Origin of the sequence: Trinickia sp. EG282A, assembly GCF_040965455.1 — a bacterium.
GTDB classification, from domain to species: Bacteria; Pseudomonadota; Gammaproteobacteria; order Burkholderiales; family Burkholderiaceae; genus Trinickia; species Trinickia symbiotica.
On sequence record NZ_JBFRCC010000002.1, the window covers coordinates 343,290 to 360,622 of the forward strand.

14 protein-coding genes are annotated in these 17,333 nt (G+C 62.7%); 2 read left to right on the forward strand and 12 right to left on the reverse strand.

Annotated elements, in window-relative coordinates; genetic code table 11:
• Positions 1-398 precede the first annotated feature (398 nt).
• The 7 genes from AB4Y31_RS09435 to AB4Y31_RS09465 all read right to left on the reverse strand — a co-directional run bounded on the left by AB4Y31_RS09435 (position 399) and on the right by AB4Y31_RS09465 (position 7,580).
• Complete coding sequence (locus tag AB4Y31_RS09435; protein WP_368673708.1) at positions 399-1,370, reverse strand: branched-chain amino acid ABC transporter permease; 972 nt, start codon at positions 1,368-1,370, stop codon at positions 399-401.
• Entirely contained in the window at positions 1,370-2,254 is an 885-nt protein-coding gene (locus tag AB4Y31_RS09440) for a branched-chain amino acid ABC transporter permease (protein WP_018441363.1), read from the reverse strand. The genes AB4Y31_RS09435 and AB4Y31_RS09440 overlap by 1 nt, the downstream gene beginning before the upstream one ends.
• Positions 2,255-2,357: 103 nt before the next feature.
• Complete coding sequence (locus AB4Y31_RS09445) at positions 2,358-3,536, reverse strand: ABC transporter substrate-binding protein (protein ID WP_368674468.1); 1,179 nt, start codon at positions 3,534-3,536, stop codon at positions 2,358-2,360.
• A 200-nt stretch (positions 3,537-3,736) separates the two neighbouring features.
• Positions 3,737-4,504 carry an ABC transporter ATP-binding protein gene (locus tag AB4Y31_RS09450; RefSeq protein ID WP_368673709.1) on the reverse strand — a complete coding sequence of 256 codons (768 nt, stop codon included), beginning with the start codon at positions 4,502-4,504 and terminating at the stop codon, positions 3,737-3,739.
• Positions 4,501-5,280, reverse strand: a complete 780-nt coding sequence (locus AB4Y31_RS09455; protein WP_368673710.1) for an ABC transporter ATP-binding protein — start codon at positions 5,278-5,280, stop codon at positions 4,501-4,503. Before AB4Y31_RS09455 ends, AB4Y31_RS09450 begins: the two co-directional genes overlap by 4 nt.
• 204 nt (positions 5,281-5,484) lie before the next feature.
• On the reverse strand, positions 5,485-7,185 hold the full coding sequence (locus AB4Y31_RS09460; RefSeq protein WP_368673711.1) for a GMC family oxidoreductase: 1,701 nt from the start codon (positions 7,183-7,185) through the stop codon (positions 5,485-5,487).
• Positions 7,186-7,337: 152 nt separating this feature from the next.
• Positions 7,338-7,580, reverse strand: a complete 243-nt coding sequence (locus AB4Y31_RS09465; RefSeq protein ID WP_368673712.1) for a DUF3717 domain-containing protein — start codon at positions 7,578-7,580, stop codon at positions 7,338-7,340.
• Between the two features lie 154 nt (positions 7,581-7,734).
• Between AB4Y31_RS09465 and AB4Y31_RS09470 the strand changes: the two genes are divergently transcribed.
• A complete protein-coding gene (locus tag AB4Y31_RS09470) occupies positions 7,735-8,421 on the forward strand; it encodes a response regulator transcription factor (protein WP_107150078.1) in 687 nt (228 codons plus the stop codon).
• Between the two features lie 20 nt (positions 8,422-8,441).
• Positions 8,442-9,935: a sensor histidine kinase N-terminal domain-containing protein gene (locus AB4Y31_RS09475; protein ID WP_368673713.1), complete on the forward strand. Its 1,494-nt coding sequence runs from the start codon at positions 8,442-8,444 to the stop codon at positions 9,933-9,935.
• Positions 9,936-9,961: 26 nt separating this feature from the next.
• Here the strand turns inward: AB4Y31_RS09475 and AB4Y31_RS09480 are convergent, their stop codons facing one another.
• The 5 genes from AB4Y31_RS09480 to mnmC all read right to left on the reverse strand — a co-directional run bounded on the left by AB4Y31_RS09480 (position 9,962) and on the right by mnmC (position 17,030).
• On the reverse strand, positions 9,962-10,432 hold the full coding sequence (locus tag AB4Y31_RS09480) for an SET domain-containing protein (RefSeq protein ID WP_018441355.1): 471 nt from the start codon (positions 10,430-10,432) through the stop codon (positions 9,962-9,964).
• Between the two features lie 184 nt (positions 10,433-10,616).
• Complete coding sequence (locus tag AB4Y31_RS09485) at positions 10,617-11,261, reverse strand: MarR family winged helix-turn-helix transcriptional regulator (protein ID WP_368673714.1); 645 nt, start codon at positions 11,259-11,261, stop codon at positions 10,617-10,619.
• Positions 11,262-11,806: 545 nt separating this feature from the next.
• Complete coding sequence (locus tag AB4Y31_RS09490; protein ID WP_368673715.1) at positions 11,807-12,925, reverse strand: YbdK family carboxylate-amine ligase; 1,119 nt, start codon at positions 12,923-12,925, stop codon at positions 11,807-11,809.
• Between the two features lie 31 nt (positions 12,926-12,956).
• Positions 12,957-14,159 carry a cation:proton antiporter gene (locus AB4Y31_RS09495; RefSeq protein ID WP_368673716.1) on the reverse strand — a complete coding sequence of 401 codons (1,203 nt, stop codon included), beginning with the start codon at positions 14,157-14,159 and terminating at the stop codon, positions 12,957-12,959.
• 888 nt (positions 14,160-15,047) lie between these two features.
• Positions 15,048-17,030 carry a bifunctional tRNA (5-methylaminomethyl-2-thiouridine)(34)-methyltransferase MnmD/FAD-dependent 5-carboxymethylaminomethyl-2-thiouridine(34) oxidoreductase MnmC gene (gene mnmC / locus AB4Y31_RS09500; RefSeq protein ID WP_368673717.1) on the reverse strand — a complete coding sequence of 661 codons (1,983 nt, stop codon included), beginning with the start codon at positions 17,028-17,030 and terminating at the stop codon, positions 15,048-15,050.
• Between the last annotated feature and the right edge of the window lie 303 nt (positions 17,031-17,333).

Sequence of the window (17,333 nt, forward strand, 5' to 3'; positions counted from 1 at the left end):
CGCGACCTTGCTTGCAGCAATGGTCGGATAAAAATCACTGGAAACGGTGAAGCATGGGCCGCTTTATCGGGCGAACGACGAAGCTGAATGGGGGAAACCGTGCAGCCGTGCGAAGAATCGCTGGGACGGAACGGCCCACGAGCGCTGGGCAGCATGCACTCGCGAATGGGCAATGCGAGGGAGGGATAGGCGGATGCACGAATAGAAGGCATAAAAGAAAAGCGCTGTTGGATTCCGTCCAACAGCGCTTTCTCGCGGGCACTTCGTGCCTCGATTGTCTCCTCGTTCTCCACCTGCAAATTCGGTGCATCAGAACTGGAACGAAGATTAAACGCCCCCGTCTGATGCGACAACCTAGCACTTTCCCTAGTGGTGCAAGCCCGCACGGAATTAGCGCATCAGGCCCGCAACGTCCGCACGCGTGCGACGACTTCGCCCACGATGCCGCGCCTGAACGCGAGCACGCAAGCGATGAAGATGAAGCCGATGACGATCGTCGTCGATTCGCCGAGCGAGCCGAACCACGTGATGCCCGTGATCGACGCGATGAACGAGCCGATGTCGCCGAGCCGGTCTTCGAGCGTCACGATGAGCGCGGCCCCGAGCAGCGGCCCGAACAGCGTGCCCATGCCTCCCACGAGCGTCATGAGGATGACGAGGCCCGACATCGTCCAATGCGCGTCGCTGAGCGTTTCGAAGCCGAGCACGAGTACTTTCATCGCACCCGCGAGACCGGCGAGCCCCGCGGACAGCACGAACGCGAGCAGCTTGAAACGATCGGTGTCGTAACCGAGCGAAGTGGCGCGCGGCTCGTTTTCGCGGATCGCCGTCATGAGCTCGCCGAACGGCGAATGGACGATGCGCACGATGAGCAGGAACGCGAGCGCGATCACGACGAGCACGACGTAGTAGAGCGCGAGGTCCGACGAGAGGTTGACGAGGCCGAAGAGCGTCCCGCGCGGCACGCCTTGCAGGCCGTCCTCGCCATGCGTGAAAGGCACTTGCAGATAGATGAAGTAGATCATCTGCGCGAACGCGAGCGTCACCATCGCGAAGTAGATGCCCTGGCGCCTGATCGCGAAGAGGCCGACGACGAGACCGAGCAGCGTCGCGCTCGCCGTGCCGGCCAGCACGCCGAGAATAGGCGCAAGACCGAGCGACTGCATCGTAAAGCCCGTGACGTAGCCGGCCGTCGCGAGAAACATCGCGTGACCGAACGAGAGCAGTCCTGTATACCCGATGAGCAAATTGAAGGCCGCCGCGAACAGCGCGAAGCAGAGCACCTTCATGACGAAGATCGGATAGACGCCGGCCCACGGCGCGATGAGAAGGCCCAAGAACAAAAGGCCGTAGAGCGCTTTTCTCTGCATCACCGTTCCTTGCCGAAAAGACCTGCTGGCCGCACGAGCAGCACGATCGCCATGATGACGAAGACGACGGTGGCCGACGCCTGCGGATAAAAGACGCGTGTGAAGCCTTCGATGACCCCGAGCATAAGGCCCGTGACGATCGAGCCCATGATCGATCCCATCCCGCCGATCACGACGACGGCGAAGACGGTGATGATCATCGACTGGCCCATCAGCGGCGAAACCTGGATCACCGGTGCGGCGAGCACACCCGCGAACGCGGCGAGCGCGACGCCGAAACCGTAAGTGAGCGTAATCATGACGGGCACGTTGACGCCGAACGCTTCGACGAGCTTCGGATTTTCGGTGCCCGCGCGAAGATACGAGCCGATGCGCGTCTTTTCGATCACGAACCAGGTCGCGAAGCAGACGACGAGCGACGCGACGACGACCCACGCGCGATAGTTCGGCAAGTACATGAAGCCGAGATTCGTTGCGCCCGCAAGCAAATCGGGCACATCGTAAGGCTGGCCCGACGATCCGTAGACTGAGCGGAACACGCCTTCGATCACGAGCGTCAGGCCGAACGTCAGCAAAAGCCCGTAGAGATGATCGAGCCGGTAGAGCCAGCGCAGCATCGAGCGTTCGATCACGATGCCGAACGCGCCGATGACGAGCGGCGCGAGCACGATCATCGCCCAGTACGGCAGACCCAGATAGTTGAGCCCCATCCAGGCGAGCATCGCGCCGAGCATGAACAAGGCGCCATGGGCGAAGTTGATCACGTTGAGCATGCCGAAGATCACCGCCAGCCCGAGGCTCAGGATCGCGTAGAACGATCCGTTGACGAGCCCGAGCAGGAGCTGGCTCAACAACGCCTGCAACGGAATGCCGAAGATATCCATTGAACCTGCCTGCCGTCAAAGTAAAACCATGTCCCGTGGATCGGAGTAGGCGCTGACGCCAAAGCGCGCCGACTCCGATCGCACATCAAGCCTCAACCCCGAATCACTTCCAAAGGTCGCACTGAGTCTCGGCCTTCGTCCCGAACGCCTGATCGCCCGGAATCGTCGCTTTCAGCGTGTAGTAATCCCACGGCTTCTTCGACTCGGCCGGCGTCTTCACTTGATAGAGGTACATGTCGTGCAGCATGACACCATCGGGACGAATCTCGCCCTTCGCATAGAAGTCGTCGATCTTCGTCTTCCTGACCTGCTCCATCACCTTGTCGGGATCGGTCGTGCCGGCCGCTTTCACGGCGTTCAGGTAGTTCATCGTCGCCGAGTAGTCAGCGGCCTGCAGGCTCGACGGCATCTTGCCCGTCTTCTTCATGTACTTTTCCGCCCACGCACGCGCCTTGTCGTTCTGATCCCAGTACCAGCTATCCGTCAGCAGCAGACCCTGAGCCGTCGGCAGGCCGACGCTGTGCACGTCGTCGATGAACATCAGCAGCGCGGCGATCTTCATCGTCTTCGTGATGCCGAATTCCTTCGCCGCCTTCAGCGAGTTCACCGTATCGTTGCCCGCATTCGCGAGACCGAGCACCTGGGCCTTCGACGCTTGCGCCTGCAGCAGGAACGACGAGAAGTCGGAAGCTGAGAGCGGATGGAACGCATGACCGAGCACCTTGCCGCCGTTCTTCTCGACGACCTCGGTCGTGTTCTTGTCGAGCGACTTGCCAAATGCGTAGTCGGCGGTCAGGAAGTACCAGGTCTTGAAGCCTTGCTTCACGATCGCGGAACCGGTGCCCCTCGCCAGCGCCGTGGTGTCATACGCGTAGTGAACGGTGTAAGGCGTGCACTGCTTGTTGGTGAGGGCGTCGGTACCCGCGCCGATCACATAGAACGGCCGCTTCTTGTCCTTGACGACATCGTTCATCGAAAGCCCCGTCGCCGAGTTCGTCCCGCCGATCAGCATGTCGAGGCCTTCCGTGTCGATCCACTTGCGCGCCGTCGTGGCGGCGATATCGGCCTTGTTCTGGTGATCGGCCGTCAGCAGCTTGATCGGCTTGCCGTTCACTTTCCCGCCGAAATCGTCGATGGCCATCTGAATGGCGGTCGCGCCGCCCTTGCCGTCGATGTCGGCATAGAGGCCCGACATGTCGGTGATGAAACCGATCGTGACTGCGTTCTCGTCGGCCGTGGCATGTTGCACGGGCAAGGCAACGGCGCAAGCCGCGCTTGTCATTGCGAGAGTGCGTACCACGCGTGCGAGGAACTTCGTCTTCATTCGTATCTCCTTCTTTGCGTTATTGGTTCTAGCGTGCAACGTGAGACGTAAGAAAGGTGGCATGTCGCATGCCAATCGCCCAGGATGCCGCGAGGCAGCCTGTACGACGAGCAGCGCATGCGAAGCGCACGTTTCGTGCGTGTGCCCTCCGATGCTGCTCAAACGCCGAGCAGATCGTGCAGCACCGGCATCTTGCTTTCGAGCTCGCTCGCGACGAAGCGCTCGACGATGCGGCCGTGCTCCATCACGTAGAAGCGATCCGCGAGCGGCGCGGCGAAGCGAAAGTTCTGCTCGACCATCACGATCGTGTAGCCGCGCGCCTTCAGCGTCAGGATCATGCGCGCAAGCGTCTGGACGATCACCGGCGCGAGGCCTTCTGAAATCTCGTCGAGCAAGAGCAGATTCGCGCCCGTGCGCAGGATCCGCGCGACGGCGAGCATCTGCTGCTCGCCGCCGGAAAGACGTGTGCCCTGGCTCGCGCGGCGTTCCTTCAGATTCGGGAACATCTCGTAGATCTCGTCGATCGACATCGCATCCTTCGCGCTGCCGACCATCGGCGGAAGGATCAGGTTCTCCTCGCACGAGAGGCTCGAAAAGATGCCGCGCTCCTCCGGGCAAAAGCCCACGCCGCAGTGCGCGATCCGGTGCGTGGGCAGCCCGATGGTCTCGCGCTCGCCGATCTTCACCGAACCCGTGCGGCGGCCCGTGAGCCCCATGATCGCGCGCAGTGTGGTGGTGCGCCCCGCTCCATTGCGCCCGAGCAGCGTCACGACCTCGCCGCGGTTCACGGTCAGATCGACGCCGTGCAGGATATGCGATTCCCCGTACCAGGCCTGCAACCCCGCGATCGTCAGCGCCGGCGTGCCCTGCCTCGCTTCCTCGATCACGCTGCCCGCCTCGATGTTTTCGCGTTGTGTATCGTTCATCCGTGCGTCCCCGTCAACGCGGCGTCGGCGCTGCCCATGTAGGCTTGCATCACGAGCGGGTTCTTCGATACTTCGGCATAGCTGCCTTCGGCGAGCACTTCGCCGCGCTGCAAAACCGTGATCGTATCGGAGATCCCCGCGATGACGTTCATGTTGTGCTCGACCATCAGAATCGTGCGACCCGTGGACACCTTCTTGATCAGCGCTGTCACACGATCGACATCTTCGTGGCCCATGCCCTGCGTCGGCTCGTCGAGCAGCATCAGCTCGGGCTCCATGGCAAGCGTCGTCGCGATCTCGAGTGCGCGCTTGCGGCCGTAAGAGAGCTCGACTGTCAGCGTATCGGCAAAATCGGTCAGGCCGACCTGCCCGAGCAACTCTCTTGCGCGCTCGTCGAGCTGCCGCAGCAAACGGTCGCTGCGCCAGAAGTGATAGGCAGTGCCGAGCGTGCGCTGCAGACCGACACGCACATTTTGCAAAACCGTCAAATGAGGAAAGACGGCTGAAATCTGAAACGAGCGAATAATGCCGCGCCGCGCGATTTGCGCCGGCTTTTCACGCGTGATGTCGATATGGTTGAAAACAATTTGCCCGGCCGTGGGCTCGAGAAACTTCGTAAGCAAATTGAAGCAAGTCGTCTTGCCGGCGCCGTTGGGGCCGATCAATGCATGAATCGAACCACGTCGCACGCGCAGATTCACACCGTTGACGGCGGTGAATCCTTTGAACTCTTTCGTAAGGCCGCGCGTTTCGAGAATCGTGTCGCCGAGAATCATGTCCCCTTCCATGCGAAGTGACGAAGCATGCCATTGTTGGAGCGCGCCCGGTCGGCGTCGCCATTCGTTGCGAGGCTTCGATAGGATCGCCCCATTCTTTGGCATGGTGCATCATTTCGGGAAGATCGGCCCCGCACCATGCGGCACCGCGAATTGTCTCGCCATTGATGCAGCGCAATCATTGGGATTTGCACTTAGGTTTCTTTACGTAATCGGCGCGGAAATTGCATCTCGCGCGCTCACCGCGACGGTCCCCGTCCGAGCGAGCCGATCCGCGCGAATCATTTCGCTTGCGCGCTCGGCAATCATCAGCGTCGGCGAATTGGTATTGCCCGATGTAATCGTCGGCATGACGGACGCATCGACCACGCGCAAGCCCTCCATGCCGATGACCGCGAGCCGCGCGTCGACGACGGCCCCGGGATCATCGGCCGTACCCATTCGGCATGTGCCGACCGGGTGGAAGATCGTCGTGCCGATCGCGCCGGCCGCCTTCACGAGTTCGTCTTCCGTCTGAAACTCGATGCCGGGCAGAAGCTCGGTTGGCGCATAGCGCTCGAGCGCGGGCGAAGCCACGATGCGCCGCGTGAGGCGCAAGGCGTTGGCCGCCACGTGCCGGTCGTAATCCGTCGAGAGATAGTTCGGCGCAATGGTCGGCGGCGCGTGGGCATCCGGCGATTCGATATGAATGCTGCCGCGCGAGGTCGGCCTCAAGGGGCAAGCCGACGCCGTGAATGCATTGAAACGATGGAGCGGCTCGCCGAAACGATCGAGCGAGAGCGGCTGCACGTGATATTCGATATCGGGACGCGTAATCGATTCGTCGTCGGTCGAGGACTTCGCGAACGCACCGAGTTGCGACGGCGACATCGACATCGGGCCGCTCCTCGACAGCGCATATTGCGCGGCAATCCAAAGCTTGCCCCACCAGTGGGCGGAAAGCGTGTTCAACGTGCGCACGCCCTCGACGCGATAAGCCATGCGCAATTGCAGATGGTCCTGCAGGTTCTCGCCGACGCCGCGCAAATCCCGCACGACCTCGATGCCGAGCCTCTGCAGCCGCGCGCCATTGCCGATGCCCGAGAGCTCGAGCAATTGCGGCGAATTGACGGCGCCCGCCGCGACGATCACTTCGCAGCGGGCGCGCGCGACGAATCGTCGAGCCTCGAGTTTGTCTCGCCAATACTCGATACCGGTGTAGCGCGTGCCTTCCATCACGAGCCGGCGCACATGCGCGTTTGTGACGACCGTCAGATTCGGACGCGAAAGCGCGGGCCGCAGGAACGCCTTCGACGCATTCCAACGCACGCCGCGTTTCTGATTGACTTCGAAGTAGCCGACGCCCGCGTTGTCGCCGCGATTGAAATCCTCGGTTGCGGGGATGCCTGTCTGTTGCGCCGCTTCATGGAACGCCTCGAGCACCTTCCATTTGAGGCGCTGTTTTTCCACGCGCCACGGCCCGCCCGCGCCGTGCCATTCGTTCGCGCCGCCGTGATGATCCTCGCTGCGCTTGAAGACCGGCAGGACCGCATCCCACGACCACGACGAATCGCCCGTCACGCGCGCCCACTCGTCGTAATCCTCGCGCTGGCCGCGCATGTAGATCATGCCGTTGATCGACGAGCTGCCGCCGAGCACGCGCCCGCGCGGATACGAAAGCGTGCGCCCATTGAGGCCAGGCTCGGCGCAGGTGCGGTAAAGCCAGTCCGTGCGCGGATTGCCGATGCAGTAGAGATAGCCGACGGGAACATGAATCCAGGGATAGTCATCCTTGCCGCCTGCCTCGACGAGCAAGACAGTCACTTCGCGATCCGCGGAGAGCCGGTTCGCCAGCAAGCAGCCTGCCGTTCCCGCGCCGACGATCACATAGTCGAACTTGCCCGCGGGGATCGTTTCGTCAGTCATGATGTCGCCTCCACGCCCACTTCATTCGCGACTCTTCCCCAAAAGGAACGGGGCTCGAGTGCGCTCGTAACAGCCGGTAACCAAAACCCTTCGCGAGCCGGCTTACGTGGGCAGCCGCTCGCGCCGCCGCGCTACGGCCTGCCCGAACCGCGTCAGACGCCCGCGCTGCCTGCCTCTTCGCGGCGCGCCTTCAGAAAATCGTTCCACGCGGCGCGCGCGGCGGGCTCGAGGCCTTCCTCCGGCACCGCCGTCCGACGCTGTACAATCAGCAACGCATACGGCTTGGAGAGCGCGCTTGCCTCCTTGCACAAGCTCAGTTCGTCGCCTGTCGAAGGCGATCGGGTTCGCCAGAAGTTGATCGCGGCTTCCAGTTCGTTGATCGTAATTTCGGACATATGATTCGCGTGATGGCTGTGTGGCTACCCGCGGCTTTCGGCCGATCGCTTGTGGCGGCACGCGCGCGATGTAGCGGCGGGGCACCCGCGAACGGCGTGCCCGCCTTGCGAGTCGCGTGCTGAATGCCTAACCCATTGTACTTGAGCGACTTCCATGCGACTTCTCCTGATCGAAGACGACCGCCCCATCGCGCGCGGTATCCAAAGCAGTCTCGAACAAGTCGGCTTCACCGTCGACATGGTTCACGACGGCATTTTTGCCGAGCAAGCCCTGACGCAAAATCGCCACGAGCTCGTCATTCTCGATCTGGGCTTGCCCGGCATCGACGGCATGACGCTGCTCTCGCGCTTCCGTCAAGGCAACCGGCATACGCCAGTCATCGTGCTGACGGCGCGTGACGAGCTGAACGACCGCGTTCAGGGTCTGAACGCTGGCGCCGACGACTACATGCTCAAGCCTTTCGAGCCCGCCGAGCTCGAAGCGCGCATTCGCGCGGTGATGCGCCGAAGCGGTCCCGCGAACGACGCGCCGCGGCCCGAAGTCTCATTGGGCGGCGTGCGTCTTTCGGGCGTCGACCGCCGCATCTTCAACGAAGACAAGCCGCTCGAGCTTTCGCCGCGCGAGTTCGCTGTGTTGGAGATGCTGCTGCTGCGCCACGGGCGCGTCGTCAGCAAGGCACAACTGCAGGACCATCTGACGCACTTCGGCGGCGACCTCGGCGACACGGCCATCGAAGTCTATGTGCACCGCGTCCGCAAGAAGCTCGAAAACTGCCGAGTCGAAATCGTGACGGTGCGCGGCTTCGGCTATCTGTTGCAGGAAATTCGTCAGGCTTCGTAAAGGATCGCGTCTAGTCGATCATGCATGACCCCGCTGCAACCAGTCTGCGCCGTTCGCTACTGCGGCGCCTCGCGGGGCCGCTGTCGCTGCTCGCCTTGATGAGTGGTCTCATCGCCTACTGGCTCGCCTGGCAGTACACGCAGCACGTGATCGACCGGTCGCTTGCCGATCTGGCCGCGGCCATCTCGAAGCAAATCCAGATAGCCGGACCCAACGCGCGAATTTCAGTGCCGCCGCTCGCGCAGGCGATGTTCTCCGACCCCGCCCAGCACTTGATCTATCGGATCAGCGACGGCGAACGCGATATCGCCGGCGATGGCGATTTGCCGCTCGACGGCAAGAGCGTACGCCAATTGCGCTTCGCCTATGTTTTCGAAACGCAGTATCACGACATGCATGTTCGCGTGGCTCAGGTTCGCGTCACGCAGCCGGACGGCAGGCCGATCATCGTCGAGGTGGCGCAGCGGCTACGGCATCGATACCGGATCGCGGCCGAGTTCCTCGTCGCCATCATGATGCCGCTGCTGCTATTGCTATTTGCAGGTTGGGGGATCGTCTGGCGCGTCGTCAATCAGCAGCTGGGCCCGTTGACGGCACTTGCCGATTCGCTGAACCGGCAGACGCACATGTCGCTCGAGAAAGTCGACGAAACGCATGTCCCTGCGGAGATCCGTCCGCTAACGAGCGCGTTGAACGCACTGCTGGAACGGTTGAAGGCCGCGCTCGACGCCCAGCGCAAATTCATTGCCGATGCCGCCCATCAACTGCGCACGCCGTTGACGGCGGTGAAGCTGCATGCCGAACAGGCGGCAAACGCGCGCGACCCGAATCAGACGCTCGCGGCCGTGCGCGAACTGCGCGCGGCCGCGGACCGGGCCGTGCGACTTTCCAACCAATTGCTTTCCCTCGCGCGAGCGGAGCCCGGTGCGCAAGCGGCGCGCTTCGTCGATGTGGATATCGCCGCGCTTGCATTCGAGACGGGTGCCGAATGGGTGCCGAGGGCCCTCGCCGCTCATGTCGATCTAGGCTTCCAGCGTCTCGACGATCCGAGCAACGACACGCCGCTCATCGCGCGCGGTAACCCCGTTTTGCTGCGGGAAGTCGTCGCGAACCTGATCGACAACGCGCTCAAGTATGCGCCGTCGGCTCGCCGCGAAGGCGCGCGCGTCACGGTGACGGTCACGCGGCTCGACGCCGCCCGAGGAGCCTTTGCGCAGATCGTCGTCGAAGACAATGGCTCAGGCATCCCGGTCGCGTTGCAGGCCGATCTTTTCAAGCGATTCTTCCGCGGCGACAGGGCCAACTCGGACGACGAAGGCGTCGACGCGGGGGCGGGCCTCGGCCTCGCGATCGTCCACGACATCATGAATCTGCATGGCGGCGAGGTGCAATACGCGGACGCACCCGAGGGCGGCGCCCGGTTTATCCTGCGCATTCCGCTCGCGGGAGAGGCGCAGGCGCCGACCGACGCGAAGCCGCACGCCGAAGCGGCTTCGGCATTGCGCGACAGCTGAAAAGCCGGGCTTTCAGCGCAGCGCGCTCAGCCCTTGCCGTTCTTGCCGTTGCCTTTCGGCGCGAGCATCGTGCCGCGGCATTTGCGTGCGCCGCAGCGGCAGCCGTATTCCGCCTTGAGCTTCTTCGTGAGCCGCACGTCCACCACGAGGCCGTAGTCGTAGAACAATTCCTCGTCGGCATCGATATCGCGCAACGCGCGAATGAACACGCGCCCCTCGACTTCCTCGGCCTCGCAGTTCGGCGCGCATGAATGATTGATCCAACGCGCGCTGTTGCCGTCCACGTTGCCGTCGATGACGCGGCCGTCCTCGAGCGCGAAATAGAACGTATGGTTCGGTTCGTCGGGATTGTGCGGATGCCGGCGCTGCGCTTCCTTCCACGAGATCCGTTGACCCTTGTACTCCAGCAGCCGCTCACCCGCGCTGAGCGGCGCGGCGGCAAACACGCCCTTGCCATGCACACCTGAGCGGCGCACGACCAACTTGCGTGAACTCATCGACGAATCCTCTGAAAACCAACTATGCCGCTACCGCGGCGCGCACGCGTCGCCGCACCTGAGAGCGCTTTCGACCATGGGATAGAAAACGCGGCGCCCGATGGGCGCCGCGTCGGCAAGTGACGTCATGTCCGTCACAAAACGTGATCGTACACGCTGACGATATCTTCGTTCAACGTCGAACTCAGCCCTGCTGCGCGAAGATCTTCCATATTTTCTTCTGCGTCGCTGAATCGGCCTCCTCGTGCGCCTCGCAATCGAGGCGCAGCTCGACGTCGCCCAACGAGACGCCGAGCGCCAGGCACCGATGCGGTGCCCTTTTTGCGTTTTTGCTCGGTTCCAAATGACAGCACGTCATGCACATCCTGTGTGCCGGGATGTCGCCCTGGACCTGAAGTTGGCGGATCATCTTCAATAACGTGCGATAGAAGATGGCCTGCTCGTCGCCGCCGAGCGTATCGATCGCCGTGCTGAGGAAATCGGGCCATTGGAGCGCACGCTTGGCCGCCGAGCGTCCTTTCCCCGTCAAGCGCACGGCAAGCGCGCGCCCATCCTCGTGCGCACGCCGCTTTTCGATGAGGCCCTTCGCTTCGAGCGTGCTGACCGCATCGCTCGTCGTAGCGGCAGTCAGCGCGGTCTCGCGCGCAATCTCCCCGAGCCGCAATGGCATCTTGCGCTGCATGAGCAGAACGAGTATTTCCCCTTGCGTCGGCGTCAATCCGGCACTTTCCGCCCATTCCCACGCCTGGCTGCGCATCGCCGTATTCAATCTCAGCAAACTATGGGTCACCCGCCCCGTCGCTTGCTCTCCGTATGCACCTTCGCTCATAGTCTTTCTTCGCTATTCGCCATTGACAGCATGCCGCTGCTGATCCGGTTGCCAGTGTGCGCCTACCACGCGACGCGCCGCAACCTCCGTGGGATGACTCGCCCTCTCGAGCCTGCAGAATTTTACTATTCCCGAGTCTATCGCTCGACGTGGGATCAATTTTTCATCTGTCGAGACGGTACGACGCACACCTGAGTTTACGCTTGCGAGCGCTGCGCAGCGTCGTTTACGCGATAACCCTCTAAAGCGCCAAGTCCGCCATTTTAAGCGAGCGAACGCGTCTGTCGAGCCAGTTATTCGCGAAACTCTGTGGATAAGTCGTGTATAACCGCGTGAATCTTCTGTGGCAGGATCTTCGATAACGTACGAATCCCAAAAAGTGCGACTCGAGTTATGAGCCGCATCTTTCCGTCATGCACGTTGGGTCCACGCGGTTATCGTTTACGCATGCCGTTGAAGCGTCGGCAAGATTTGACGTTTTCCACAGCGCCGGCCGTGGCTTGTTAACTACTACTACTTTTGTATACGTTCTAAGTTAAACAAACCTAGAAACTGCGCCAGCGCACGCACTGTTGCCGCACTGCCTCGTGGAGCGACTTTTCTTTGGCGACGACACTTCGCAGCCACGTCGCATCGTTCATCTGTTCCCGCGCGATAACGGCGATCTGATCGAGTGCGGCACCCGAATGAAGCGCCTGAGCGTGGGGTGCGATCGTCTTGAGCGTATCGAGGATGTCTTCGTATATCGTGCGACGCGCGCCGGTTTGCGGATCGATGCAGGTTCCGCCCAGGCCGAAGCGGCAGGCCTCGAAGCGGTTGAACGTGTAGACGAGGTAGTCGTCTTCCTTCGGGGTGAAAGGCTTGTCGACGAGCAGATGGCGTGCGAGCGTCTGGATGTAGCAGGCGATCGCCGCGGCCCGGTCGATCGATAGCGGCGTATCCATCACGCGCACCTCGATCGTGCCGAAGCCGGGCTTCGGCCGGATATCCCAGTAGAAATCCTTCATGCTGTTGACGACGCCCGTCGCCACCATCTTCGAAAAGTACTCTTCGAAGCCGTCCCAGGTCAGCACGAACGGCGCGCGGCCCGATAGCGGAAAGGCGAACACCGAGTTGAGCCGTGCCGAGTGAAACCCCGTATCGACACCCTGCACGTACGGAGAAGAAGCCGTAAGCGCGATGAAATGCGGAATGAAGCGCGACATGGCATGAAGCAGGAACAGCGCGCTGTCGGCGTCGGGACAGCCGATGTGAACGTGTTGGCCGAATACGGTGAATTGCTTCGCCAGATAGCCGTAGAGCTCCGACAGGTACTGAAAGCGCGGCGCGTCGAAGATCTGCCGCTCCGTCCAATGCTGGAACGCATGCGTGCCGCCGCCGCAAAGACCGACGTTGAGCTGATCCGCCGCGGCCACGAGCGTGTCGCGAATCGTGCGCAGCTGAGAGAGCGCTTCTTCGTGCGACGTGCAAATGCCCGTCGAAAGCTCGATCATGCTTTCGGTGATCTCGGGCGTGATGTTTCCCGGAATCTTCTGGTCCTTGACGAGACGCATCAGATCCGAAGCCGCTTTCGTCAGATCGTAGTCGTGCTTGTTGACGACCTGGATCTCGAGCTCGACACCGAACGTGAACGGTTTGGAGTCGACGAAGGGTTCAAGTGCCATATTTCTTTCCTGTTCTGGAACTGCCAGACGCTCACGCCCGGCGCTCGCCGACGAGCGTCAGGCTCCGATAGACGATCCAAGGCCCGACGAGCTGCAACACGACGATAGCGCTGAGCGCGACGGCCCGCAGCGTCGGATCGAATTGCGGGTAGAGCTGGTATGTGTCGTCGACGAGCAGATAAGCGAGCGCCGACATCGGAGCGAGCGAAAGGCCGAGCGCGAGGCCCTGCTTCCACCCGAGGCCGCTCGGCTTCGCGAACGCGAGCACGCCGACGAGCTTCGCGACGAAGCGCGCGACGATGAGGCCGAGCGCCGCGACGCCGCCGATCGCCACATCCTTCCACTCGAACGACGTGAGCGTCAGCACGAACAGAATCACCGTGAGCAGCCAGCCCGCCGTGCCGAAGTGCTGCGGCCAAAGCTGCGGTTTCTCTTCAAGGTTCTTCACGATGATGCCGGCCGCGAGCAGGCTCAGGATCGTCGAGAGCTTGAAAATGTTCGCCACGGCGATCGCAAGCAGCACGAGCCCGAAAAGCGCGACGAACGAGTGCTCGTCCTGCATGTTGACGCGCCGGTAAAAGAACATGCAGGCGCGCGCGAGCAGAAACGCGACGATGAGCGAGCCGGCAATCAGGTAAAGCGGCTGGACGATGGTGGCGAACACATTCCCGTAGACCTCCTGATGAAGCCAGGCGGAGACGATCTTCTCGACGATGACGGCGTACATGCTGTTGAGCGCGGTAAGCGTGAGCAGCCGCTGCGTCACCTGCCCTTCGGCCCGCAGCTCCGTCTTGAGCTGAATGACCATCGCCGGTGACGTCGACATCGAAATAGCCGCCAGCACGGTCGCGACGGGCGGCGAAACTTTCGCGAACAACAAGACCACGAGCACGAGCGCGAACGTCAGCGTCGCTTCGGTCAGGCTCGACAGGATCAGCCAGGGATTACGGCGGACCCAGCGCAGATCGAGCCGGCTGCCGAGCTCGAACAGCAACAGTCCGAGCCCGACGTCGAGCAGCACCCGCGACGTATCGATCATGTCGGCATCGATCGCGCCGACGCCGGCCGAGCCGGCGATGAGACCGATGACGGCATACCCGGAGATGCGGGGCAGGCGCCATGCCCGGTAGCAGAGCTCGCCGCACAGTCCCGCGACGAACAAGGCGAGTCCCGCCCAGAAGATACCGTTCAGCGGGAACGGCCAACTCGGCAGAAAGGAAAACGCCGATGTCATGAATAGCTTCTCCTTTACGGACAAGCCGCCCTCGGATATCGGAAAGCGGCTGGTGTGCGTGCTCGTCCGATCGGGCATGAGGCCGACGGACGCGGATGGCGGCAGCCGGCGAACCGGCCCCTGGGCCGGCGGTAGCCACCGGCGCCCGGCGATGCCCGCTCGAATTCGACGGGCCGACCTACGGCGAATTGCCGGCAACGTGTTCGCGGTGAGCGGCGCTCACGCTGCCTGGCGAGATGAATGAGAACGGACGCGGCCGCTCAGGTCTGAGATTCCGAACCGGCTTTCGCCGTTCCGTCGAGCCCCGCAATTTTCCAGGCTCGAACGTGCAACGCATGCAGGAAGAACGCGGATTGTGCCACAACCTGCGCGTTCTGTAGCGATTCGACATAGATCTGCCGCGATTTCGGTAGAAATGACGCGCGACAATACAAGCAGCGGAAAAACTATCCGATTTCAAGGCTCCGCAGCTGCGCGCATCGGACACGAGACAGCGCCGTTCCGCCAACGACCTCCCGCGTTCGCCGTACGACCGGCCCGATCCAGCGGTTGAGCGGCAGCACGTCGTTGGTTTACATCGTTTACGTATGTATACAAGTAGTAGCAGTTAACAAGCTGCTCTGAATTCTGTGCATAACACGCATTTGGCTGTTGGAATCAATGAGTTGGAAAACGCATAACCTTCTGAGCACCGTGTGAGGCGCGGCCGGCTTTCCCGGCACAACTTTTTGACGTCGTCCGCCCCTCCGTCGTTTGTCCCGTTTACGTCCACATCGATTTCACAGCGTTTTCAGCCGCTCTTCGCCAGGTTACCCACAGGCATCGGTGGATAACGTAGCGGTTGTCCCCACACTCCCACACTCACTGGCTTTTCTTCGCTACGGAGTCTTACGCGAAGCGATCCGCCAGACCGTGCCGCAGCGCACGGAGCAAGTAACGCGCCGGATCGAGGGACTCGGCGAGGTCGCGTTCCAGCGGCCACGGTTCCCCTTCGATCTGCGAGGCGACGAGTTCCGCCGCGAGCGCCGCCCACACGAGGCCGCGCGAACCGAACGCGAAAGCGCCGTAGAGCCCTTCGTCACGCGGCAGGTCGAGCGGCCAGGCGCCGCGTAGGCTGGCGGCTTGCATCTCGCTCGCGCGCTCGTCGGCAAATTGACCGGCCATCGGCAGGCGATCGCTCGTGACGCAGCGAAAACCGACGCGGCCCGCGGGCGTTGCGGGGTCGATCGCGGCGAGCTCGTTCGTCAACGAGGGAATCAGTTTCGACAGTCGTGCAAGGTTTTCGGCATGGCCCGAGGGGCGGATGGCCGCGTCTTCGTCGTCGGGTTCGTAGGTGGCGCCGGTCAGCAAGCCGTCAGCTAGCGGCACTGCATAGCCGTCGCCGATAACCGGGACTCGCAAGCCCGTCGCAAAGCGCGGCGGGAGCAGCGTGAGTTGGCCGCGCACGATGCGCGTCGGCACGTGGCGCGAGCGGGCGAGACGAGCCGCGTCATGTGCATTCGCGACGATGACGACAGGCGCGCGTGCGACGAGTCGGCCGGCATCGTCGATCACGTTCCAGACAACGCCTTCGCGCACGATCCGATCAACTTGCGCCCCACCGCGCCAGCTCGATGCGTGCGCAGCACTCGAGCACAGCGCCGCCGCCAGTGCCGCCGGGTTCAACGAGCCCCCTTGCGGATAAAAGCAGCCGCGAACCGACAGACCTGTCAGTGCCGCACCTGCGAGAGCCTGCGCTTCGCCAGCCGACAGCATTCGTGCGAACTCGGCCGGGAAAGTGTGGGCCGCAATCGCTTCAGCAAGCGTTTGTTCTTCCTCTTCGTCGGCCGGCAAATGGAGAAGGCCATTCGCGCTGCGTTCGAATCGGTGGCCGGCCACTTCGAGCACGCGCCAGCGATCGAGCGCGTAAAGGAAGCCCGCTCGCGAAATGCGCGAGGCGACGCTGTCGTCGCGCGACAGCAACGGATGAAAGACGGCGCCTGGGTTGCCCGACGTCTCGCTGGCAACACGCGCATGGCGGTCGACGAGCGTCACCTGCCAGCCGCGCGCGACGAGCCGCTCGGTCACTGCGCAGCCGGCGAGTCCGGCGCCTATCACGACGGCTTGCCGCTCGGTACAGTCGATCGGCAAAGGCGGTTCGTGACGGCGTACGCGCCAGCGCGGCGCGAACGTGCCGACGAGCATCTCGCGCTTGCCGGCGAACCCTTGCGCCTTCGCGCAGACGAAGCCGGCCGCTTCGAGCCCGCGTCTGACGTGTCCGGCGCTCGTGTAGGTCGCGAGCGTCGCGTCCTTCCCGGCGAGTCGCGCCAGCGCCTTGAAGACGGGCGGCGACCAGAGATCGGGATTCTTGGCCGGGGAAAAGCCGTCGAGATAGAACGCGTCGGCGCGCAACCAAAGCTTCGGGAGTAGCTCGAGCGCGTCGCCGAAAGCGATCGTCAATGTGACGCGCCCTCCTTCGAATTCGAGCCGGTGAACGCCGGGAAGCGGTAATGGCCAAGCGTCGGCGAGCGCGTGGGCGAGCGGCGCGATGGTTGCATACGCAACGAACCGCTCGTGAAGCGCGCGCAGGTCGTGTGCGGAAAACGGGTGTTTTTCGATGGAGACGAAGGCCAGACGCTGCGGTCGAGCGGGGTCGCCGCGCCAGGCGGCCCACGTCGCGAGGAAATTGCCGCCCAGCCCAAAGCCCGTTTCGAGGATCGTGAAAAGACGCCTGCCGCGCCAGCGGGAAGGCAGCCCGTTGCCGCCGATGAACACATGCTGCGCCTGCGCGAGCGCACCGGCGGCGCTGTGATAGACGTCGTCATAGGCGGGCGAATACGGCGTGCCGTCGTCGCGAAAGGCAAGCGTGGCGGGTCTGAGAGGAGCGGTCATGGCTTTTCGGGAACGTTGGCAAAATCCAACGTCGGCGTGTGGCAACCCCGGGAATCCCTTGGCAGGCGGGGTTTTCGAGTACGACAATGCGGGAAACCCAGCAGCGACAAGGTTAAGAAGCGTTAAATTCTTCGGAAGCCTTGCCGTTATTGGGTTTGCGCTGAGCTATCATAGCAAGCGCCGCACGACCGTTGCGCCGGGGCCCGGCGCCGCAGCCGGTGGCGCACGCTTCGCCACAGCTACAGGACGGCACAGCTTGCGTACGATGATGGGCGTAATTCGCGCCGTCAGTGTCAATTCAAT

Excerpts from the sequence above, each read along its gene's own strand:
- AB4Y31_RS09435 (WP_368673708.1), bottom strand. The coding sequence starts at position 1,370 with ATGCAGAGAAAAGCGCTCTACGGCCTTTTGTTCTTGGGCCTTCTCATC.
- AB4Y31_RS09440 (WP_018441363.1), bottom strand. The coding sequence starts at position 2,254 with ATGGATATCTTCGGCATTCCGTTGCAGGCGTTGTTGAGCCAGCTCCTG.
- AB4Y31_RS09445 (WP_368674468.1), bottom strand. The coding sequence starts at position 3,536 with ATGACAAGCGCGGCTTGCGCCGTTGCCTTGCCCGTGCAACATGCCACG.
- AB4Y31_RS09450 (WP_368673709.1), bottom strand. The coding sequence starts at position 4,504 with ATGAACGATACACAACGCGAAAACATCGAGGCGGGCAGCGTGATCGAG.
- AB4Y31_RS09455 (WP_368673710.1), bottom strand. The coding sequence starts at position 5,280 with ATGATTCTCGGCGACACGATTCTCGAAACGCGCGGCCTTACGAAAGAG.
- AB4Y31_RS09460 (WP_368673711.1), bottom strand. The coding sequence starts at position 7,185 with ATGACTGACGAAACGATCCCCGCGGGCAAGTTCGACTATGTGATCGTC.
- AB4Y31_RS09465 (WP_368673712.1), bottom strand. The coding sequence starts at position 7,580 with ATGTCCGAAATTACGATCAACGAACTGGAAGCCGCGATCAACTTCTGG.
- AB4Y31_RS09470 (WP_107150078.1), top strand. The coding sequence starts at position 7,735 with ATGCGACTTCTCCTGATCGAAGACGACCGCCCCATCGCGCGCGGTATC.
- AB4Y31_RS09475 (WP_368673713.1), top strand. The coding sequence starts at position 8,442 with ATGCATGACCCCGCTGCAACCAGTCTGCGCCGTTCGCTACTGCGGCGC.
- AB4Y31_RS09480 (WP_018441355.1), bottom strand. The coding sequence starts at position 10,432 with ATGAGTTCACGCAAGTTGGTCGTGCGCCGCTCAGGTGTGCATGGCAAG.
- AB4Y31_RS09485 (WP_368673714.1), bottom strand. The coding sequence starts at position 11,261 with ATGAGCGAAGGTGCATACGGAGAGCAAGCGACGGGGCGGGTGACCCAT.
- AB4Y31_RS09490 (WP_368673715.1), bottom strand. The coding sequence starts at position 12,925 with ATGGCACTTGAACCCTTCGTCGACTCCAAACCGTTCACGTTCGGTGTC.
- AB4Y31_RS09495 (WP_368673716.1), bottom strand. The coding sequence starts at position 14,159 with ATGACATCGGCGTTTTCCTTTCTGCCGAGTTGGCCGTTCCCGCTGAAC.
- mnmC (WP_368673717.1), bottom strand. The coding sequence starts at position 17,030 with ATGACCGCTCCTCTCAGACCCGCCACGCTTGCCTTTCGCGACGACGGC.